This is a genomic window from Micromonospora sp. LH3U1 (assembly GCF_028475105.1).
GTDB lineage: Bacteria > Actinomycetota > Actinomycetes > Mycobacteriales > Micromonosporaceae > Micromonospora.
This window is the reverse complement of sequence record NZ_CP116936.1, coordinates 1,052,568-1,073,179: the sequence shown is the minus strand read 5'-3', so window position 1 is coordinate 1,073,179 and position 20,612 is coordinate 1,052,568. Positions and strand designations below refer to the sequence as shown.

The window sequence follows — 20,612 nt, the reverse complement described above, 5'->3', positions numbered from 1 at the left end:
TCGTCATGAGTGACCAGCAGCAGCTGCGCAACTTCGTCAACGGCTCCTACGTCGATCCGGCCGATGGCGGCTACGCCGACCTGGTCGACCCCTGCACGGGTGAGGTGTTCGCCCAGGCCCCGGTCTCCGGCCCCGCCGACGTGGACGCGGCGATGAGTGCCGCCGCCACCGCCTTCGAGAGCTGGCGGGAGGTCACCCCGGCCGAGCGGCAGAGGGCGCTGCTCAAGCTCGCCGACGCCGTGGAGGCGCGTGCTGCCGAGCTGGTCGACGCCGAGGTCCGCAACACCGGCAAGCCGCGCCAGCTCACCGCCGAGGAGGAGCTGCCGCCGGCGGTGGACCAGTTCCGGTTCTTCGCCGGCGCCGCCCGGATGTTGGAGGGGCGGTCCGCCGGGGAGTACATGGCGGGGCACACCTCGTACGTACGGCGCGAGCCGATCGGCGTCTGTGCCCAGGTCACCCCCTGGAACTACCCGCTGATGATGGCGGTCTGGAAGATCGCACCGGCACTCGCCGCGGGCAACACGGTGGTGCTCAAGCCGTCGGACACCACGCCGGTGTCGACGCTGCTGCTCGCCGAGATCGCCGCCGAGTTCTTCCCGCCCGGGGTGTTCAACGTGGTCTGCGGCGACCGGGACACCGGTCGTACCCTCGTGTCGCACCCGACCCCGCAGCTGGTGTCGATCACCGGCTCGACCCGCGCGGGCATGGAGGTCGCCGCCGCGGCGGCCCCCGACCTGAAGCGGACCCACCTGGAGTTGGGCGGGAAGGCCCCGGTGGTGATCTTCGACGACGCGGATGTGGCGGCGGCGGCCGAGGCCATCGCGATGGGTGGCTACTTCAACGCCGGGCAGGACTGCACCGCGGCCACCCGGGTGCTGGCCGGCCCGGGCATCCACGACGACTTCGTGGCGGCACTCGCCGAGCAGGCCCGCGGCACGAAGACCGGCGCACCGGACGACGCCGACGTGCTCTACGGTCCGCTGAACAACGCCAACCAGCTCGCCCGGGTCAGCGGCTTCGTCGACCGACTGCCGGACCACGCGGCGATCCAGACCGGTGGCTCCCGACAGGGTGAGCGCGGCTACTTCTACGCGCCGACCGTGGTCTCCGGGCTGCGCCAGGCCGACGAGATCATCCAGGACGAGGTGTTCGGCCCGGTCATCACCGTGCAGCGCTTCACCGACGAGGACGAGGCGGTGCGCTGGGCCAACGGCGTCGACTACGGCCTGTCGGCGTCGGTCTGGACGAAGGACCACGGCCGGGCGATGCGGATGACCCGGCGACTGGACTTCGGGTGCGTCTGGGTCAACACGCACATACCGTTCGTCTCCGAGATGCCGCACGGCGGCTTCAAGCACTCCGGGCACGGCAAGGACCTGTCGGTCTACAGCCTGGAGGACTACACCCGGCTCAAGCACGTCATGCACAACATCGAGGGCTGACCCATGGCGTCGTCGGAGGAGCTGCACAAGCGGCGGGGCAGTGCCGTCGCCCGGGGTGTCGGCAGCGTGATTCCGTCCTACGTGGATCACGCGTCGGGCGGGACGCTCACCGACGTCGACGGGCGGGAGTGGATCGACTTCGCCGCCGGCATCGCCGTGACCAGCGTCGGCAACTCGGCGCCAAGGGTGGTCGAGGCGGTCCGGGCGCAGGTCGAGCGGTTCACCCACACCTGCTTCATGGTCGCGCCGTACGAGTCGTACGTGGCGGTGTGCGAGCAGCTGAACGCGCTGACGCCGGGCGGGTTCGAGAAGCGCTCGGCGCTGTTCAACTCCGGCGCGGAGGCGGTGGAGAACGCCGTCAAGATCGCCCGACACGCGACCGGGCGGCCCGCCGTGGTGGTCTTCGACCACGCGTACCACGGCCGGACCAACCTGACCATGGCGTTGACCGCGAAGAACATGCCGTACAAGCACCGGTTCGGGCCGTTCGCCGGGGAGATCTACCGGGTGCCGATGTCGTACCCGCTGCGGGACGGCGGGCTCCCCGGCGCGGAGGCGGCGGCACGGGCAGTCGAGATGATCGAGAAGCAGGTGGGCGCGGACAACGTCGCCGCACTGCTCATCGAGCCGATCCAGGGCGAGGGCGGCTTCGTCGTACCCGCGCCGGGTTTCCTGCCGGCGCTGCGGGCCTGGGCGACGGCGGCCGGGGTGGTCTTCGTCGCCGACGAGATCCAGACGGGTTTCTGCCGTACCGGCGACTGGTTCGCCTGCCAGCACGAGGGGGTCGAGCCCGACCTGGTGACCCTGGCCAAGGGCATCGCCGGTGGCCTGCCGCTGGCTGCGGTGACCGGCCGGGCCGAGCTGATGGACGCGGTGCACGTCGGCGGCCTCGGTGGCACGTACGGCGGCAACCCGATCGCCTGCGCCGCCGCGCTGGCCACCATCGAGACCATGCACGAGCTGGACCTGGTCGGTGCGGCGCGGCGGATCGAGTCCGTGCTGGTCCCCCGGCTACGGGCCGTCGCCGAGCGGGATCCCCGGGTCGCCGAGGTGCGCGGCCGGGGCGCGATGCTCGCCGTGGAGCTGGTGCGACCGGGCACGCTCACCCCCGACCCGGTCGCCACCGCGGCGATCTCCGCCGCCTGCCACGCCGCTGGTCTGCTCACCCTGACCTGCGGCACGTACGGCAATGTCCTGCGCTTCCTGCCACCGCTGGTGATCACCGACGCGCACCTCACCCGCGGCGCCGACATCCTCGACGCCGCCTTCGCCGGGACGACGGGGAGGTCCTGACGTCAGCGCAGCACCTCGACGGTGTTGCGGCGGATCAGGTTCTTGCCCGGCTCGCGGATCTGGTCCATCGCCGCGGAGTTGAGCAGCACACAACTGCCCGACGGGCCGTTCACCGTCACCGTCGTCGCCCGGTTGTTGTCCAGGTTGGTCACCCGCAGCCGCGTGCCCACCGGGAACTGCCCGCTCGTCGCCGCCGGCACTCCACCCTCAGCGAAGAAGGTGATCGACCCCGAGCAGGCCGAGCGCGGCGCCGGACCGGGTGCGCCAGGCGACGCGACGCCGGGACGGACCGTACCGGCGGCCGGCTGCGCGACCGGCGGCGCCGCCCCGTCCAGCCGTTCCACCACGTTGCGGCGGATCACGTTCTTCCCCGGCTCCCGGACCAGCTCCATGGCCGCCGCGTTGAGCAGCACACAACTGCCCGACGGGCCGGTCACCGTCACCGTGGCCGCCCGATTGTTGTCGAGGTTGGTCACCCGCAGCCGGGTACCCACCGGGAAACGGTCGCTGGTCGCCGCCGGCGCCCCGCCCTCCGCCGAGAAGGTGACGGAGCCGGAGCAGACAGACGACCGTGCCGGGGAGGTGTCAGCGAACCCGAAGCTGGTCCCCACCGCCACACCCGCTGCGGCGAGCACCGCCACGGTCGCCGCCAGCACGTGCCTGCGCTGCACCCTCATCGCCGTCACTCCCGTCCTCGGTGGTGTCCTTCACTCACCTGGTACGGACGGGAGGCTCCTACCGTTCAGCCGGCACGGGTATCGATCGCGCGGCAGCCAGGTCCACCGGCCCGTACCGGGTGTGCGGCGCACCGGTGATCAGCGCCCAGTAACGGTCCCCGTACGACCAGTGCCACCACTCGGTCGGGTAGTTCACCATCCCGGCACCGCCGAGAGCGTCCACCATGATCTGCCGGTGCCGGCGGGCGGTTGCGCCGACGGTGGGTGCGTCGGTGAAGCAGGCGTCGGCGCTGTCCTCCGGGGTGGCGTCGATGGCCGTGCCCAGGTCCAGTTCCACGCCGTCGTCGGTGCACAGCGTCAGGTCCACGGCCCCGCCCGTGCTGTGTGGGGCCACCTCGACCGGCGAGACGAACTTGGCGGTCTCCCGGTGCAGCCGCTGCGGCGACCAGTCCGGGTGCCGTCGGCGCAGTTCGTCCCGGTAGCCAGCGAAGATGGCCAGCTGCGCCTGGTACGGCCGGTATCCCTCGACGACAAGCAGGCGCATCCCGCTGGGCAGGGCACGCTGCGCGGCCAACAGGCGGTCCACGACTCCGGCGCGCAGCCGGGCGTACGCCCCGACGGGGTCGACCGCCCGGCCGTCGAGCCGCAACTCCGGCAGCTCACGCAGGTCCACCAACGGGTCGCCGTCATCGGCGCTGGGCACGGCCGCCACCCGGGAATCGGAGAGCAGGATCATCGGACGCTCCCCGCAGTGGTCACGGGCCGTTCGGCGTGCCGGGTACGGGCCAACTCGACGAGTCGGTCCACCACCTCCCGGTAGCCGACACCGACAGCCGCCCACACCTTCGGATACATCGAGTGCGCGGTGAAGCCGGGCATGGTGTTCAGCTCGTTGACGTACACCTCGCCGGTCGTCTCGTCGTAGAAGAAGTCGACCCGGGCCAGGCCCCACCCGCCGATCGCGGCGAACGCGCGCAGCGACAGCTCGCGGACCCGCTCGGTCACCTCGTCCGGCAGCACGGCCGGAACGATCATCGGGTCGGCGTCGCCGAAGTACTTCTGCTGGTAGTCGAACCATCCGCCAGCGACCCGTACCTCACCCACCGCCGACGCCTCGGGGCGCCAGCCACCGAGCACCGCGCACTCCAACTCCCGGCCGGTAACCCCCTGCTCGACAATGACGAGTTGGTCGTGGCGAAGCGCCTCCTCCACGGCAGCAGCCAGGTCGTCGCCCGCACCGACCCGGGAGATGCCGATCGAGGAACCCATGCTGGCCGGTTTGACGAAGAGCGGCCGGCGCAGCCCGACCACCAGCTTCTCCGGGTCATCGGCCGCCCGGTAGGTCTGCGCGTCGAACGCGACATGCGGGGTGACCGGGATGCCCTCGGCACGCAGCGCCCGCTTCATCGCCACCTTGTTCATGCCCACCGCCGAGGCGAGGATGCCGCACCCGACGTACGGCACGTTCAGCGACTCCAACAGCCCCTGCACCACACCGTCCTCACCGAACGGGCCGTGCAGGACCGGGAAGACCACGTCGAGCTCGGCGTGCACCGCGCCGGGGGCGTTACCGGCGGACACCTGCACGACGCCCGGACGCGGACCGGCCCGCAACTCGACGGCCGGCCCGGTCACCACCAGGCGGTCGTCGATGGCCCGCTCGCCGGCCGGCCGGTCACGCAACTCGGCCAGCAGCGCGTCGGGCATCAGCCGAAACCCGCCGCTGCGGGTGACGCCGATGGCGACCGTGCGATAACCGCCGCCAGCCAGCGCCCGGACCACCCCGAGCGCGGACGCGCAGGACACCTCGTGCTCCGCCGACGGTCCACCGAACAGAATCCCGATCCGAGTTGGGGCGCTCACGCCGCCACCCCTTCCACAGTCGTCACCACGGCGGGTCGCCCGACCGTCAACCGGGCCACCAGCGCCGCCTCGACGTTGCCGCCGGTCAGCACCACGCCGACCGTCCGCCGCCGGTCAGCTTCGGGGGCGAGCCGGAGCACGCCGGCCAGGCCAGCCGCCCCGGACGGCTCGACGAGCACCTTGAGTTCCATCAGGATCAACCGGAACGCCGCCCCGATCTCGTCGTCGTCGACCCGGACGACCCCGCGCAGCACGTTCCGCACGATCGCGAACGGCAGCTCACCCACGCAGGACGGCCGCAGCCCGTCCGCGATCGTCGGCGCCGGCGCGACCGGGACACGCTCACCGGCCGCCAGGCTGCGGGCGAGCGAGTCACAACCTGCCGGTTCCACGCCGTACACCTCGATGCCGGTGCCGGCGGCGGCCAGGCAGGCGCCCGCCACCCCGCCACCACCCCCGACCGGTACGACCAGCGCGTCCAGCGGTGTGCCCGCGCGCTCGGCCTCCTCGATCAGCTCCAGGCTGGCAGTGCCCTGCCCGGCGATGACGTCCGGGTGGTCGTACGCGTCGATCACGGGGTGACCGCTCTCGTCGCTGAGCCCGTTGGCCGCCGCGACCCGCTCCCCGACGTCGGTGCCGGCGAACACCACCCGCGCCCCCGCCGCGCGCGCCCGGTCGACCTTCGTCGGCGCCGCGTCGACCGGCAGCACCACCGTCGCCGCCAGTCCGTGCTCCCGGGCCGCCAACGCCACCGCCACCGCGTGGTTGCCGGTGCTCTGCGCGATCACCCCGGTGTGTCCGGCCGAGGCGAGCCGGCCAACCGCCCGCAGCGCGCCACGCATCTTGTACGAGCCGCCGTTCTGGAGATTCTCCGCCTTCAGCAGGACGCGAGCCCCGGCCAGTCCGTCGATCACCGAGGACCGCAGCACGGGTGTGCGGACCACGCGGCCGGAAAGCCAGCGGGCGGCCTCCTCGACATCGGCCCGAACCTGGCCAACGGTGCGTGACATCGTTTCTCCTCGCTGTTCTCGGGCACTGTTTTCGGGCACGCCTCAGGTGGGATCCAGCGGTACGCGGACCCCGGCGATGTGGGTGTGCGGGTTAGGTCAGGTGGGGTAGTTGGACGTCGACCCGTAGGCCGCCGTGCTCGGCGGGCCGGGCCGCGATGATGCCGTCGTGCGCCTGGGTGATCGAGCGGGCGATGGCCAGGCCCAGGCCGGCGCCTCCGCCGTGCGAGGTGCGGTCCCGGGCGAGCCGGCGGAACGGCTCGAAGAGACCGGCCACCGCTTCGGCCGGCACGGGCTGGCCGGTGTTGACCACGGACAGCGCGGGCGCACCGCCCACCGTGACGGTCAGCGAACCGCCGCGCCGGTTGTACTTGAGCCCGTTCTCCACCAGGTTGGTGACCAGACGCTCCAGCAGCACCCGTTCGCCGACGACGACCCGGGGAGCGAGATGGGTGTCGATGGTGACCTCGGCCTCCCGAGCACGATCCTGGTACCCGGCGAGCACCGCCTCGACAATCGTGTCGAGCCGCTGCGGTATCCGCGATCGCAGGCCCTGGTCGCTCTCGCTGAGCGCGAGCAGGCCCTCGATCAGCCGCTCGTTGCGCTCGTTGGTCTCCAGCAGTTGGCCGGTCAACAGCTCCAACTGCTCGCCGGTGAGCGCACGGGCCATGCCGACCTCGATGAGCGTCCGCTGCACCGCGAGGGGGGTACGCAGCTCGTGCGAGGCGTTCGCCGCGAACCGCCGCTGCCCCTCGTAGCCGGCGGAGACGCGTTCCATCATCTCGTCGATCGCCCGGGACAGCCGAGCCAGCTCGTCACGGCCGCGGGGCCGGATCCGGTGACCGAGGTTCTGCGGGCCGAGGTGCTCGATCGGCCCGGCCAGGTCACGGACCGGGCGCAGGCACCACGCCGCGCCGAACCAGAGCGCCACCAAGGTGGTCAGGACCACGAGCAGCACGGCCAACACGGGCAACACGAACGCCCCCGCGCGTATGTCGGCGCACACCGTCGTCACCCCGGGCACCGGTAGGTCACAGGCCTGCTGGCCACGGACCCAGATCAGCTCGAACAGCCACCTGCCGACCGCCGGCAGCACCGGCCCGACCAGCAGCGCCAGCAGGCCAACCAGCAACACCCGACGTCGGGGGGTCCAGCTCATGCGGTGCCGCCGATGCGGTAGCCGGCCTTCGGAACCGTGTGGATGATCGCGGGATCACCGAGCTTCCTGCGCAGGGTCATCACGGTGACCCGCACGGCGTTGGTGAACGGGTCGGCGAACTCGTCCCAGGCCTGCTCCAGCAAATCCTCGGCGCTGACCACCTGCCCGTCCGCGCGCAGCAGCACGTGCAGCACGGCGAACTCCTTCGGGCTCAACGCGAGCGGGCGGCCGTCCCGGGTCGCCACGTGCCGCCCCTCGTCCAGCACCAGGCCATCCTGGGCGAGCACCGGTGGCAGCGCCGGGGTGGAGCGTCGACCGAGAGCCTGCACCCGGGCCACCAACTCGGCGAAGGCGAACGGCTTGGTCAGGTAGTCGTCCGCGCCGAGCCCGAGGCCCTCCACCCGGTCCCGGATGCCGGCCGCCGCGGTGAGTAGGAGCACCCGGGTGCCGACCTGTGCGTCGGCGATGCTGCGGCACACCTCGTCGCCGGTGTGCCCCGGCATGTCCCGGTCGAGTACCGCGACGTCGTACCGGTTCACTCCGATCCGCTCCAGCGCACCGGCACCGTCGTAGCAGACGTCGACGGCCATCGAAAAGCGGCGCAGACCTTCGGCCACCGTGTCCGCCAACAATCGCTCGTCGTCCGCCACCAGCACCCGCACGTTGTCCGCTCCCCCGAGTTCGGCTTGCCCGGCATACGGTCGCAGGCCCGGGTTAAGGGTTCTGTAAGCACCCTCCGAAGTCATCTTCCACGGCAGCGTCCGACGGACAAACCATCGCAACCCAGACTCTGCGGGCTTCGTCCCGCCTCATGCCGTCTGCGCCCACCGTCCCGACCGGATCGAGCGGTTGGCGATCGGGGGTGAGCTGCGTCACGATGGGCGTCGAGGAGGTCGCCCGATGGCTGACCCGTGGCTCGCCCTGGAGTTCGGCGCGGATCCGGCGGAGCGGATCGCGCAGGTGGGCGCCGCCCACGAGGCGTTCCTCGCCGCCGGAGCCGCGCCACAGCGGGTTCGCGAGGTGGTTCGCCGCTCCTGGGAACGATCCGCCCGACTGGACCCGGAGGCCACCCCGCCGGTCGACCTGACCGACGACGCACTGGCGGGCTACCGGGCCGCGCACCCGCTGGCCCGGGTGCTGCCGCTCTTCCGGGACCTGCTCGGCGGAATCGCACAGGACGGCGCGCACCTGATGGCGGTCTGCGACGCGTACGGGCGGCTGCTCTGGGTGGAGGGCCACCCGGGGGTGCTCCGGCACGCCGAGCGGATGAACTTCGTGCCTGGCGCACGCTGGGACGAGAAGCACGCCGGCACCAACGCCCCCGGCACCGCCCTGGCCGTCGACCACAGCGTGCAGATCTTCGCCACCGAGCACTTCAGCCGGCGGGTGCAACGCTGGACCTGCGCCGCCGCGCCGATCCACGACCCGGCCACCGGGCTTCTGCTCGGCGCGGTCGACATCACCGGCGGTGACCACCTGGCCAACCCGCACAGCCTCGCACTGGTGCGGGCCACCGCCCGGGCCGCCGAGGCACAGCTCGCCACCGACCGGCCGGTGGAGCCGGGCGTGGCCACCGTGACCGCGCTCGGCCGGGACGAGGCGGAGCTGCGGGTCGACGGGCGGCGCGTCCGGCTGGGCCGTCGGCACAGCGAGCTGCTGGTGCTGCTGCTCCACCACCCCGAGGGGCGCACCGGCGAACAACTCGGCCTCGACCTGTACGGCGACGACCGACTGCACCCGGTCACCCTGCGCGCGGAGCTGTCCCGGCTGCGCCGGGCGCTCGGCCCCGAGCTGCTCGACTCCCGCCCCTACCGGCTGCGCGGCACCGTCCGCGCCGACTTCACCACCGTCGCCGACCGGTTGGACCGGGGCGACCCCGGGGGCGCGCTCGACGCGTACTCCGGGCCCTTGCTGCCCGGCTCGGACGCGCCGGGAGTGACGCGACTGCGCCGGCTGATCGACGGCCAGCTCCGCGCGGCCGTGCTGGCCGCCGCGGACCCGGCGCTGCTCGCGGGGTGGACCGCGACGCCAGCCGGCGCCGACGACCTGACCGCCTGGCAGGCCCTGGCGCGGGCGTTGCCGGTGGGCGCGCCGCGCCGGCCGCTCGCCCTCGCCCGCATCGACCAGCTCGCCGGGGAGTACGACCTACCGCGCGCAACGTGGCTGCAACGTTCCTGAAACTAGCGTCGCCGTCGGCACACCCGCACCACGACGGCGGAGGTAACCATGACGCGCTACGACGCGCCCACCCACTGGCAGTCCCGTTACGACCACTTCATCGGCGGCGAATACGTCAAGCCGCACGGCGGCGACTACTTCGAGAACCCCACCCCGGTCACCGGGCAGACCTTCACCGAGGTGGCCCGAGGCACCGCCCCCGACGTGGAGAAGGCCCTGGACGCCGCGCACGGCGCAGCCGACGCCTGGGGCCGCACCTCGGTGGCCGAACGGGCGCTCATCCTCAATCGGATCGCCGACCGCATGCAGGAGAACCTGGAATCCCTGGCCATCGCCGAGAGCTGGGAGAACGGCAAACCGGTCCGGGAGACGCTCGCTGCCGACATCCCGCTCGCCATCGACCATTTCCGCTACTTCGCCGGGGCGATCCGGGCTCAGGAGGGCTCACTTGGCGAGCTCGACGACGACACCGTGGCGTACCACTTCCACGAGCCGCTCGGCGTGGTCGGGCAGATCATCCCGTGGAACTTCCCAATCCTGATGGCCACCTGGAAACTGGCGCCCGCGCTGGCCGCCGGCAACGCCGTGGTGCTCAAGCCGGCCGAGCAGACCCCGGCGTCCATCCACTACTGGTTGTCGCTGGTGGCGGACCTGCTGCCGCCGGGGGTGCTCAACATCGTCAACGGCTTCGGGGTGGAGGCCGGCAAGCCGCTGGCGTCCTCGTCCCGGGTGGCCAAGGTCGCGTTCACCGGCGAGACCACCACCGGGCGGCTGATCATGCAGTACGCCAGTGAGAACATCAAACCGGTCACCCTGGAGCTGGGCGGCAAGAGCCCGAACATCTTCTTCGACGACGTCAGCGCCGCATCCGACGACTTCCTGGACAAGGCCCTGGAAGGCTTCACCATGTTCGCGCTCAACCAGGGCGAGGTCTGCACCTGCCCGTCCCGGGCGCTGATCCAGCAGGGCCACTACAGCGACTTCCTCGCCGCCGCGGTCTCCCGCACCGAGCAGATCGTGCAGGGGCATCCCCTGGACACCGACACGATGATCGGGGCGCAGGCCTCCAACGACCAACTTGAAAAGATCCTGTCCTACCTGGACATCGGCCGGCAGGAGGGCGCCCGGGTGCTCACCGGCGGGTCACGCGCGGACCTGGGCGGCGAGTTGTCGGGCGGGTACTACGTCGAGCCGACCATCTTCGAGGGCGACAACTCGATGCGGATCTTCCAGGAGGAGATCTTCGGGCCGGTGGTCTCCGTGACCTCGTTCGCCGACCTCGACGACGCCGTCAAGACCGCCAACGACACCCTGTACGGGCTGGGCGCCGGCGTCTGGACCCGGGACATGAACACCGCGTATCGAGCCGGGCGGGCCATCCAGGCCGGCCGGGTGTGGACGAACTGCTACCACGCGTACCCCGCGCACGCGGCGTTCGGCGGGTACAAGCAGTCCGGCATCGGGCGGGAAAACCACAAGATGATGCTGGAGCACTACCAGCAGACCAAGAACCTGCTGGTCAGCTACTCCACCAAGAAGCTCGGCTTCTTCTGATGCCCGTCGTCTCCGTCACCCCCGCCGCGGCCGAGTTGATCCGGTCGCTGCGGGGGCGGCACGGGCCGCTGATGTTCCACCAGTCCGGCGGCTGCTGCGACGGCAGCGCCCCGATGTGCTTCCCGGCGGGCGAGTTCCGCACCGGCTCGTCCGACGTCCTGCTCGAATCGCTCTCCGTGGACGGGGTGTCCGAGCCGGTCGATTTCTGGATATCAAAGTCCCAGTGGGAACTGTGGAAACACACTCGGCTAACCGTCGACGTGGTGCCGGGAAGAGGCAGCGGCTTCTCCCTGGAAGCCCCAGACGGCCTCCGCTTCCTAATCCGCTCCCACCTACCCACGTAAAACCCCCACCCCACCCCCACCCCCACCCCGCCCCCGCCCCGCGATCTTGCACTTTGTGTCGGCGATGCGTCGGGTTTGTGGCAATAGTTCAGGCATAAAGTGCAAGATCGCGGGGCGGGAGGAGGGTCTGGGGGAGGGAGGGCCTGGGGGCGAGGGGCGGGGGCGCGGGGTGAGGGGTGGGGTGGGGTCAGGAGAGGGCTGCGCGGATGGTGGTGGTGATGTAGGTAGGGCGCTGGTAGAGGTCGCGGTCGGTGAAATAGCGCATGCGCCAGCCGTTCGCGTCGAGCCAGTTGATGCGTTCCCGGTCGCGCCGCAGGCAATCGCGGTCCAGGTGAGACGACCCGTCGTACTCGATGCCAACCCGGCGCTCCCGGTAGCCCAGGTCCAGCCGGTAGAGACGGATGCCGTGGCGGTCGTGCACCCACAGCTGCGGCTCCGGTGGCGGCAGGCGTCCGTCGATCAACGTCAGGCGGAGCTGGCTCTCCTGCCGACACTCCGCCCGACCGTCCGCCAACGGCACAAGTTCGCGCACCTGCCGGACGCCGCGCAGCGCACGATGGGCCGACACCTCCTCCAGCAGTGCGTCCCGTGTCACCGAGCCTGTCCGCAGCGCCGCGTCGAGCACGGGCAGGGCGTCCAGTCGTCGGACGGCGCGTGCGAGATCAACCGCGCAACGGGCCGCTGGGACGCAGGGCACACCCCCGACGAGGACCGGAAGCACGGGAAGGGTCGAGTGGTGTACGACCAGCCCGGGAAGCCGGGGCTTAGGCACCGATGCGGGCAGTTGGATGTGGACCACGTCTTCACGCAACACGCCGAAGCCGTGCCGTCGCGCCGCGCTCTGCCTGGTCAGCATGGCCTCACCGGGCAGCCGAAGCATGAGGGCACGTAGCTCGTCCCCGTCGCCGCAGGGCTGGTCGGCGTAAACGCCGCGACGGACCCGCAGCAACTCCTCACGAGCGAGTCGGGTGCGAATCCGCCGCACGGTAAGGGCTTGCATCAGCGCATCCGTACGCCACATCTGGGTAGCCACGCCGCCCAGCCTGACGACCCCCACCGCTCCGCAATACCTCCAACCACTCCCCTGTGGATAAGTTCCCTCCCTGTGGACAACCCCCGCAACCTCGCCCTCTCTGCTAGCCCACCCCAACCACCCCGTGATCTTGCACTTTCGGTCGCTGAATTGTCCGTAAGGCACGGAAAGCCGAGGCCGAAACTGCAAGATCGCGGGACGAGGGGGCGGGGGCGCGGGGGCGGGCGGGGGCGGGCGGGGGCGGGGCGGGGGCAGGGGCGGGGGTTAGTCGCAGGCTATGCCGTCGCCGTCGCGGTCTAGGTCGTAGATGTCGTTGCCGATCACTCTGATGGGTCCACTGACGTAGGCGGGGCCGTTACCGCTGCCGCCGGCACAGTCGACGTCGCTGGCGATCGGGACGCAGCCGCTGTAGTTGGGGTCGCACTTCGACGACTGCGCCTTCTTGGTGCCGACGGCGACGACCTGGGTCACCGCCTGCTTCGTCACGGTGGACTTGACGAGCTTCTTGGCCGTCCGCACCCCGTCCGTGGTGGTCACCTCGTACGTCAGCGTCCGGACACCGTTCACGCCCTTGGTCCGGATGACCCGTTTGCCCTCGGCCAGGGACGGGTCCTTGACGGTCCGCTCGCCGTACCGGATCGCGGCCTGCTCGGTCACGGTTGTCACCTGCACCACGGGTACGGCTGGGGGTGCGGCACTGGACGTGCTCGGCGAGGCCGGCGGCGGCGCGGTGGTGGGTGCGGCTATCGGCGACACCTCCTGGGCGGGAGTCTCCTCGGCCGGCTCGGCGGGCGCCGCCACGATGGGTTGCTGCGCCTCGGCCGCGGTGCCGGTACGGGTGGGCTCCGGCTCGCCGGTGAGCACGCCGACGATGGCGGTACCGGCGCAGCAGAGCAGCAGGATCGACAGGGCCACCGAGCCGAGGATCACGACGACGCGGCTGCCCGGGCTGGCCCGGCGGAACCAGTTCGGGGCGGCGGGTGGTCGCGGCCCCGGGCCGAAGGACGGTGAGTGCGGCGGCCCAGGATTCTGCGGTGGTTGCATAGTCACGGCGATGAGTGTCGTCGCAAACACTGCGTGCAATATCCCCCGTCGTGCTTGTCACCTGCACCTTTCGCTTCGCAGGACGGATCGGTGGGCGATTTCTCTGACGACGAGTCGGCACCTGCGGCAACCCTCCAGGGTGGCCGGGCAGGGCCGATCGGTGGCTGTCACCGACCTACGAAAGCCGCGAATCTCCGCCAATGCCCGCGCATCGCGTCATCCCATAGTCGATCCTCAGGGGGCGACGGACGATGTGTCGAGATGCCGTCAGCATGGCGGACTCAACGCTCCTCCATGCCCCAGGGCGAGCCGTAGCCGTTCAGCAGGTCGAGGAAGGGCGTGGGGGGCAGGGCCTCCGGCCCGAGTACCCCGACACCGGACCACGCGCCGGTGGCGAGCAGTTCCAACGCGACGACCGGGTTGACGGCGGTCTGCCAGACCACCGCCTGATGCCCGTACTCCCGCATCGACCACTCGTTGTCGACCACGTGGTAGAGGTAGACCTCCCGGGGCTGCCCCTGCGGGCCGAGGCCACGCACCCAGGTGCCGGCGCAGGTCTTGCCGCGCATCCGATCGCCGAGGGTCGCCGGGTCGGGCAGGCTGGCGGCCACCACGTCGCGTGGCGACACCTCGACGCCGCGTACCCGCACCGGGGAGACCGCGTCCAGGCCGAGCTTGTGCAGTGTCTTGAGCACCTCGATGAATTCGTCTCCGAGGCCGTACTTGAAGGTGACCCGCCTGGCCTTGACCCAGCGCGGGATGAGCAGCACCTCCTCGTGCTCGACGTTGACGCACTCGACCGGCCCGATCCCCTCCGGGAAGTGGAAGATCTCCGGCTCGGAGAACGGTTCGGTGGTGAACCAGCCCCGGTCCTTCTCCCAGACCACGGGCGGGTTGAGGCACTCCTCGATGGTGGTCCAGATGGAGAACGAGGGCGCGAAGTCGTAGCCGTCGACGGTGAGGTTCGCCCCGTCCCGGACGCCGATCTCGTCGATCTCGCTGAAGAGTTCGTCGGCGGCGTAGCGGGCGAACACGTCGGACAGGCCGGGCTCGACCCCGATGCCGCACAGCGCCAGCCGACCGGCCACCGACCACCGGTCCGCGACGGCGAACTGGTCATCGCCGAGCTTCACCCCGGTCTCGGAGTATGGAAGCGCGGGGTGCGGGTGGGACAGCGACATCGCCATGTCCAGGTAGTCCGCGTCGGCCGCGAACGCACCGTTGAAGACTGGCATGACGAACCGCGGGTCGACGGCGTTGAGCACGTGGGTGATCCGGTGTTCCCGGCACAGCGCGGTGACCGCGTCGACCGAGGACGCGTCGACCTGGGCTGCGACGAAACGGTCACCGTGCCCGGCGACCGCGCGCTCGGCGCGGGCGACGTCGTGGTCGGCGACCACCATGGTCTCGAAGAAGGACCGTCGGGCGGCGATGGCTACGGCGGCGGAGCCGACGCCACCGGCGCCGACGAGCAGGACACGCATCAGGAATCAAACCCCAAACCGAGTCGATCGAGAGTACGGAGCCAGAGGTCGCGCCGGCCCTCGCGCGCGTCGGCGCGGGCCATTGACCAGCGGGTGAGATTGATGCCGATCGCGCGGACGGGTTCCGGTGGGAACGGCAGTGGCTTGCGGCGAACCAGGTCGAGCCCGGTCAGCGGGGTGTCCCCGCCGGCCAGCAGGTCGAGCAGCACCCGGGCACCGAAGCGGGTGGCCCCGACTCCGAGCCCGGTGTAGCCGGCGGCGTACGCGAGACGACCGCCGTACGCGGTGCCGAAGAACGGGCAGAACCGGGTGCAGGTGTCGATGACGCCGCCCCAGCGGTGGCTGAAGCGCACGTCGGCGAGCTGCGGGAACGTGGTGAAGAAGTGCTGGGCGAGGGTGGTGAAGGTGGCCGGGCGTTGCTCCAGCTCCGGCGCGACCCGGTTGCCGTAGTGGTAGACCGCGTCGTAGCCGCCGAAGAGGATCCGCCCGTCGGCGGTGATCCGGTAGTAGTGGAACTGGTTGGCCGTGTCGGCCAACCCCTGCCGGTTGCGCCAACCGATGGCGTCCCGCTGGGCTGGGGTGAGCGGCTCGGTCATGAGCACGTGGTCGTAGACCGGCACCAGGTACGCCCGCAGCCGCCGCAGCAGCGGCGGGAACGCGTTGGTGGCCAGCACGATCCGCCGCGCTCGCACTGACCCGGGCGCGGCATCAGATCCGCCCGCGGTCACCGCGTGCAGCGCGGCACCGTCGGCGCGCAGCCCGGTGACCCGGGTGTGCTCGTGCACGCGTACGCCGAGGTCGAGGCAGGCGCGGCGCAGCCCCCAGGCCAGCTTCGCCGGGTCCACCATGGCCACCCGGTCGGCGTCGAACATCCCGCCCAGGTACGTCGGTGAGTGCACCTCGGCACGCACCTCGTCCCGGTCGAGCAGCCGCACCTGGTGGCCGTACCGGCGGGCCAGCTCCGCGTCGGCGGTCAGCCCGTCGAGTTGGTACGGCTCGACGGCGACGGCCAACTCGCCGGTGCGTTCGAAGTCGCAGTCGATGCCGAACTCGTCGACGGTGTCGGCGATGGCGTTCAGGTTCTCCCGGCCGAGGCGTTCCAGCTCACCGACCTCGTCGGGGAACCGGTCGACGCCGTTGGCGAGCCCGTGGGTCAGCGAGGCGGCGCAGAACCCGCCGTTGCGCCCGGACGCGGCCCACCCGCAGGTCCCGGCGTCGACCAGCAGCACGTCACGGTCGGGGTCAGCCTGTTTGGCCAGCAGTGCGGCCCACAATCCGCCGTAGCCACCGCCGATCACCAGCAGGTCGGCGGTCTGCCTGCCGACGAGTGGCGGCAGCGGATCGGGGCGGTCCGGGCGGTCCAGCCAGTAGGGCACGGGCGCCGCGTCGGCGAGCGCCCGGCCGGTATGCGGGAGGGTCATGACGTACGACGTGCCGGCCGGGCCTGCGCCGGGCCGGCCAGCAGGTTGGCGCGGCGGGCCTGCCGTCCGCGCAGCGAGCTGAGCCCGACGAGCAGCAGCGCGATCGCGAACATCGCGGTGCCGATGACGTTGACCTGCGGTGGGATGCCCCGCTGGGCGGCGCCCCAGACGTACATCGGGAACGTGACCGTGGTGCCGGCGTTGAAGTTCGTGATGATGAAGTCGTCGAAGCTCAACGAGAAGGCCAGCAGCGCGGCGGCCACGATGCCGGGCAGCACCAGCGGCAGGGTGATCCGCCGGAAGGTCTGCCACTCGTTGGCGTAGAGATCCATGGCGGCCTCCTCCAGCCGCCGGTCCATGCCGGCCAGCCGCGCCTTGACGGTGACCACCACGAACGACACGCAGAACATCACGTGCGCGATCACGATCGTCCAGAAGCCCTGCGGCACCCCGGCGGACACGAACAGGGCCAGCAGCGACGTGCCCATCACCAGCTCCGGGGTGGCCATCGGCAGGAAGATCAGCACGTTGATGCCGGACCGGCCACGGAATCGATGCCGGACCAGCGCGAACGCCATCAGGGTGCCGAGCACCGTGGCGACCACGGTGGCGATGAAGCCGATCTGCACGCTGCGCACGACCGCGTCACACATGTCCGAGGTGGCGCACGGCTGACGCCAGTTGTCCAGGGTGAACTCGTTGAAGTCGTACGACAGGCGGCTCGACGGGCGGTTGAACGACAGGCCGGCCACCACCAGGATCGGCAGCGCCAGGTAGCCGAGCACCAGCAGGGCCACGATCATCACCCAGCGGTCGGCCAGCCAGCGGGAGATACGCATTAGAGCACCTCCTCCGTGCCGGCCCTGCGCAGGTAACCGAAGACCACCGCGAGGATCGCCGCCATCAGCAGGAACGACAGCGCGGCGCCCTGCGGGTAGTCCAGCCGGACCAGGAACGCCGAGTCGATGACGTTGCCGATCATGTATTCGTTCGGGGTGCCCAGCAGTTCGGCGTTGATGTAGTCGCCGCTGGCCGGGATGAAGAACAGCAACGTGCCGGCGACCAGGCCGGGCATGGACAGCGGAAGGGTCACCCTGCGGAACGCCTGGACCGGGCTGGCGTACAGGTCACTGGCGGCCTCCAGCAGGCGGTAGTCCAGCCGCTCCAGGCTCGCGTACAGCGGCAGCACCAGAAACGGCAGGAAGTTGTACGTCAGGCCGAGGACCACCGCGAACGGGGTGGCCAACAGCCGGCCGTCCGGGGCGAGCAGATGCACATCGCGCAGCAGGCCGACCAGCGCGCCGTTGTCCGACAGGATGGTCTTCCAGGCCAGCGTGCGGACCAGGAAGCTGGTGAACATCGGCGCGACGACGCAGACCAGCAGCAGGTTCTTCCACCGCCCGGCCTTCTGCGCTATCGCGTACGCCAGTGGGTAGCCCAGCAGCAGCGCCAGCACCAGGGCCAGACCGGCGTACCCGAACGAGCGCAGGAACTGCGGCCAGTACGCCTGCAGCACGTCCGGATAATTGCTGAACGCCCAGGTCATCGCGTACCCGGTGGAGAGCGAGCCGCTGGGGTCGTACAGGCTGGCCGCCGCGAGTTGCACCAGCGGCACACCGAAGAAGATCAGGAGCCAGGCCGCACCGGGCAACAACAGGAGGTACGGCAGGAGCCGGCTCCGCCCGGACCGGGCTGCCGGCGGCGCGGGCGGCGGTTGCCCCGATCCGGTAGGCACCTGGGCCAGGAGGGTCACGACGGCGTACCCACCGGCTCGTCGAGCACCGGGGTCGTCCGGTCGACTTCGGCGGCATCCCGGGGCAGCAGGAACGCGTGCCGCGGATCCCAGTACGCCACCGCTTCACCGCCGACCGGCAGTTGCGTCGACGTGCCGCTGTTGGCCGCGAAGACCGACAGTTCGGTGCCCCAGCCGGTACGCAGCAGGTACTGCGTGCTGACCCCCACGTAGGACGCGTCGGTGACCACCCCGGTGACGTGCTGATGCCCAGCGGGCACCTGGTCGGCGGAGCCGACCAGATGGAGTTTCTCCGGGCGTACCCCCAGGTGGACCGGACCCTGCTCGGCCCGTGCCCGGCCGGCGGGCACCGAGAAGCGCGCACCGTGCGCCGTCACCGGCACGTCGCCGCCCGCGACGCCGGCGGCCTCGCCGGCGAGCAGGTTGGACTGGCCGAGGAAGTTCGCCACGAACGCGGTGGCGGGGAACTCGTAGATGTCGGCCGGCGCGCCGAGCTGCTCGATCCGGCCGGCGTTCATCACCGCGACGGTGTCGGCCATGGTCATGGCCTCCTCCTGGTCGTGGGTGACGTGCACGAACGTGACGCCGACCTCGGTCTGGATCCGCTTCAGCTCGATCTGCATCTGCCGGCGCAGCTTCAGGTCGAGTGCACCCAGAGGCTCGTCGAGCAGCAGCACCTGCGGCCGGTTGATCAGCGCACGGGCCAACGCGACCCGTTGCTGCTGGCCGCCGGAGAGCTGGGCGGGGCGGCGGTTGCCGTAGCCGTCGAGCTGCACCAGCGACAGCATCCGTGTCACCTCGTCGTCGACCGAGCGGATGCCGCGTCGGCGCAGCCCGAAGGCCACGTTCTCGAAGATGGTGAGGTGCGGAAAGAGCGCGTAGCTCTGGAAGACGGTGTTGACCGGTCGCTTGTACGGCCGAAGCCGGGCGATGTCCCGGTCACCGAGCAGCACCTGGCCGCTGGTCGGCTCCTCCAGCCCGGCGATCATCCGCAATGTGGTGGTCTTGCCGCAGCCGGACGCGCCGAGCAGCGCGAAGAACGAGCCCTGTGGAACGGTCAGGCTGAGGTCGTCGACCGCGGTGAAGATGCCGAACCGCTTGGTGAGGTTGGCCAGGCGCAGGGCGCCGGCGGGTGTCTCGCGCGCCATCGCCATCACGCCCCGATGACCTGCTGGAACTTACCCTCGTACTCCTTCTCCTGCTTTTCGTCCAGGGCCATGAACACCTTGGACTTCGACAGCAGCGCCTCGTCGGGGAAGATCAGCGGGTTGGCTGCGAGCTCGGGGTCGATCTTCTCCATCTCGGCCTGAGCGCCCTTGACCGGGCAGATGTAGTTGACGTACGCGGCGAGCTTCGCCGCGACCGCCGGCTCGTAGTAGTAGTTGATGAGCTGCTCGGCATTCGCCTTGTGGGCGGCCTTGTTGGGGACCATCATGTTGTCGCTGTAGAGCATCACGCCGGAGTCGGGCGCGACGAACCGCACCTTCTCGTCCTCACCGGAGAGTTGGATGACGTCGCCGGACCAGCCGATGCAGGCGGCGATGTCGCCCTTGGCCAGATCGGGTGCGTAGTCGTTGCCGGTGAACTTGCGGATCTGCCCGGAGTCGACGGCCTTCTTGAGCTTGGCGAGCGCGTCGTCGAACTGCGCGGTCGTGAAGTTGGCCGGGTCGTGCCCGTTGGATCCGAGCAGCAGGCCCATGGTGTCGCGCATCTCGCTGAGCGCGGTCACCTTGCCCTTGAGGTCGGGGCGGGTGAGCAGCTCATCGACCGTACGCAGTTCCTTTGTGACGTTGCCGTTGTACGCCAATCCGGCCAGGCCCGACTGCCAGGGGATGGAGATCCGGTTTTCGGCGTCGAAGGGGCGGTTGAGCAGCGACGGGAGCAGGTTGGCCTGCACGTTCGGGATCTTCGCCGGGTCGAGCTTCTGGATCCAGCCGAGCCGGATCATCCGGGCCGCCATCCAGTCGGTCAGCACGATGATGTCCCGGTCGGTGCTCTGGCAGGCGGCGAGTTGGTTCTGCACCTTGCCGAAGAACTCGTTGTTGTCGTTGATGTCCTCGGTGTAGGTGACCTGGATGCCGGCCTTCGTGATGAACTCGTCCAGGCTGGGTCGCTTGGATTCGTCCTTCTCGTCCACGTCCATGTACTGCGGCCAGTTGGAGAAGGCGAGCTTCTTCTCGGTGCCGGAGAGGTCTTCGCTGACGCAGCCGGCCTCGGTCTGTTGGGCGCCCTTGGTGCCGCAGCCCGCGAGGCTGCCGCCCATGGTGAGCAGGGCAGCCGAACCGAGAGTGCCGGTGAGCAGTCCACGCCGGGAAAGGGGCCGGAGGGGAGTACGCATGACGACTCCTAAGGGGTCATCG

The 20,612-nt window shown here is 70.7% G+C and carries 19 protein-coding genes; 5 read left to right on the top strand and 14 right to left on the bottom strand.

The annotated features are described in order from the left end of the window. The first annotated feature begins 5 nt into the window (after positions 1–5). Positions 6–1,442 (top strand): gamma-aminobutyraldehyde dehydrogenase, encoded by a 1,437-nt coding sequence (locus tag PCA76_RS04975; protein ID WP_272615610.1) that lies wholly within the window; start codon positions 6–8, stop codon positions 1,440–1,442. Positions 1,443–1,445: 3 nt separating this feature from the next. Further along, positions 1,446–2,735: a 4-aminobutyrate--2-oxoglutarate transaminase gene (gabT, locus tag PCA76_RS04970; protein ID WP_272615608.1), complete on the top strand. Its 1,290-nt coding sequence runs from the start codon at positions 1,446–1,448 to the stop codon at positions 2,733–2,735. A 2-nt stretch (positions 2,736–2,737) separates the two neighbouring features. Here the strand turns inward: gabT and PCA76_RS04965 are convergent, their stop codons facing one another. From PCA76_RS04965 to PCA76_RS04940, 6 genes are all read right to left on the bottom strand, one after another. Then, complete coding sequence (locus tag PCA76_RS04965) at positions 2,738–3,412, bottom strand: hypothetical protein (protein WP_272615606.1); 675 nt, start codon at positions 3,410–3,412, stop codon at positions 2,738–2,740. Positions 3,413–3,470: 58 nt separating this feature from the next. Next, entirely contained in the window at positions 3,471–4,148 is a 678-nt protein-coding gene (locus PCA76_RS04960; protein WP_272615604.1) for a M15 family metallopeptidase, read from the bottom strand. Then, entirely contained in the window at positions 4,145–5,275 is a 1,131-nt protein-coding gene (locus PCA76_RS04955; protein ID WP_272615603.1) for a D-alanine--D-alanine ligase family protein, read from the bottom strand. The genes PCA76_RS04960 and PCA76_RS04955 overlap by 4 nt, the downstream gene beginning before the upstream one ends. Continuing rightward, a complete protein-coding gene (locus tag PCA76_RS04950) occupies positions 5,272–6,285 on the bottom strand; it encodes a threonine ammonia-lyase (protein ID WP_272615602.1) in 1,014 nt (337 codons plus the stop codon). Before PCA76_RS04950 ends, PCA76_RS04955 begins: the two co-directional genes overlap by 4 nt. Positions 6,286–6,376: 91 nt before the next feature. After that, positions 6,377–7,441, bottom strand: coding sequence for a sensor histidine kinase (locus PCA76_RS04945; RefSeq protein WP_272615601.1), 1,065 nt, complete (start codon positions 7,439–7,441; stop codon positions 6,377–6,379). After that, positions 7,438–8,103 (bottom strand): response regulator transcription factor, encoded by a 666-nt coding sequence (locus PCA76_RS04940; protein WP_272615600.1) that lies wholly within the window; start codon positions 8,101–8,103, stop codon positions 7,438–7,440. The genes PCA76_RS04945 and PCA76_RS04940 overlap by 4 nt, the downstream gene beginning before the upstream one ends. A 238-nt stretch (positions 8,104–8,341) precedes the next feature. On the opposite strand from PCA76_RS04940, the gene PCA76_RS04935 reads away from it, so the two are divergent. The 3 genes from PCA76_RS04935 to PCA76_RS04925 are packed head-to-tail and all read left to right on the top strand — an operon-like array spanning position 8,342 to position 11,517. Beyond that, complete coding sequence (locus PCA76_RS04935; protein WP_272615599.1) at positions 8,342–9,619, top strand: GAF domain-containing protein; 1,278 nt, start codon at positions 8,342–8,344, stop codon at positions 9,617–9,619. 48 nt (positions 9,620–9,667) lie between these two features. Further along, positions 9,668–11,173 carry an aldehyde dehydrogenase gene (gene adh, locus PCA76_RS04930; protein ID WP_272615598.1) on the top strand — a complete coding sequence of 502 codons (1,506 nt, stop codon included), beginning with the start codon at positions 9,668–9,670 and terminating at the stop codon, positions 11,171–11,173. Continuing rightward, positions 11,173–11,517, top strand: coding sequence for a DUF779 domain-containing protein (locus PCA76_RS04925; protein WP_442930199.1), 345 nt, complete (start codon positions 11,173–11,175; stop codon positions 11,515–11,517). Before adh ends, PCA76_RS04925 begins: the two co-directional genes overlap by 1 nt. Before the next feature lie 187 nt (positions 11,518–11,704). Here PCA76_RS04925 and PCA76_RS04920 read toward each other — a convergent pair whose 3' ends face one another. The 8 genes from PCA76_RS04920 to PCA76_RS04885 form a co-directional block, all read right to left on the bottom strand. After that, positions 11,705–12,550 carry a DUF559 domain-containing protein gene (locus PCA76_RS04920; RefSeq protein WP_272615597.1) on the bottom strand — a complete coding sequence of 282 codons (846 nt, stop codon included), beginning with the start codon at positions 12,548–12,550 and terminating at the stop codon, positions 11,705–11,707. Positions 12,551–12,814: 264 nt separating this feature from the next. After that, entirely contained in the window at positions 12,815–13,594 is a 780-nt protein-coding gene (locus PCA76_RS04915; protein ID WP_272619191.1) for a G5 domain-containing protein, read from the bottom strand. Between the two features lie 281 nt (positions 13,595–13,875). Then, the gene (locus tag PCA76_RS04910; RefSeq protein ID WP_272615596.1) at positions 13,876–15,078 is read right to left on the bottom strand and encodes a saccharopine dehydrogenase family protein; all 1,203 of its coding nucleotides are present in this window, start codon (positions 15,076–15,078) and stop codon (positions 13,876–13,878) included. Then, positions 15,078–16,499, bottom strand: a complete 1,422-nt coding sequence (locus tag PCA76_RS04905) for an NAD(P)/FAD-dependent oxidoreductase (RefSeq protein ID WP_272615595.1) — start codon at positions 16,497–16,499, stop codon at positions 15,078–15,080. The genes PCA76_RS04910 and PCA76_RS04905 overlap by 1 nt, the downstream gene beginning before the upstream one ends. Next, on the bottom strand, positions 16,496–17,338 hold the full coding sequence (locus tag PCA76_RS04900; RefSeq protein ID WP_272615594.1) for an ABC transporter permease: 843 nt from the start codon (positions 17,336–17,338) through the stop codon (positions 16,496–16,498). Before PCA76_RS04900 ends, PCA76_RS04905 begins: the two co-directional genes overlap by 4 nt. Continuing rightward, positions 17,338–18,252, bottom strand: coding sequence for an ABC transporter permease (locus tag PCA76_RS04895; RefSeq protein ID WP_272615592.1), 915 nt, complete (start codon positions 18,250–18,252; stop codon positions 17,338–17,340). The genes PCA76_RS04900 and PCA76_RS04895 overlap by 1 nt, the downstream gene beginning before the upstream one ends. Continuing rightward, on the bottom strand, positions 18,249–19,406 hold the full coding sequence (locus tag PCA76_RS04890; RefSeq protein ID WP_272615591.1) for an ABC transporter ATP-binding protein: 1,158 nt from the start codon (positions 19,404–19,406) through the stop codon (positions 18,249–18,251). Before PCA76_RS04890 ends, PCA76_RS04895 begins: the two co-directional genes overlap by 4 nt. After that, positions 19,406–20,590: a polyamine ABC transporter substrate-binding protein gene (locus PCA76_RS04885; protein WP_272615590.1), complete on the bottom strand. Its 1,185-nt coding sequence runs from the start codon at positions 20,588–20,590 to the stop codon at positions 19,406–19,408. The genes PCA76_RS04890 and PCA76_RS04885 overlap by 1 nt, the downstream gene beginning before the upstream one ends. Between the last annotated feature and the right edge of the window lie 22 nt (positions 20,591–20,612).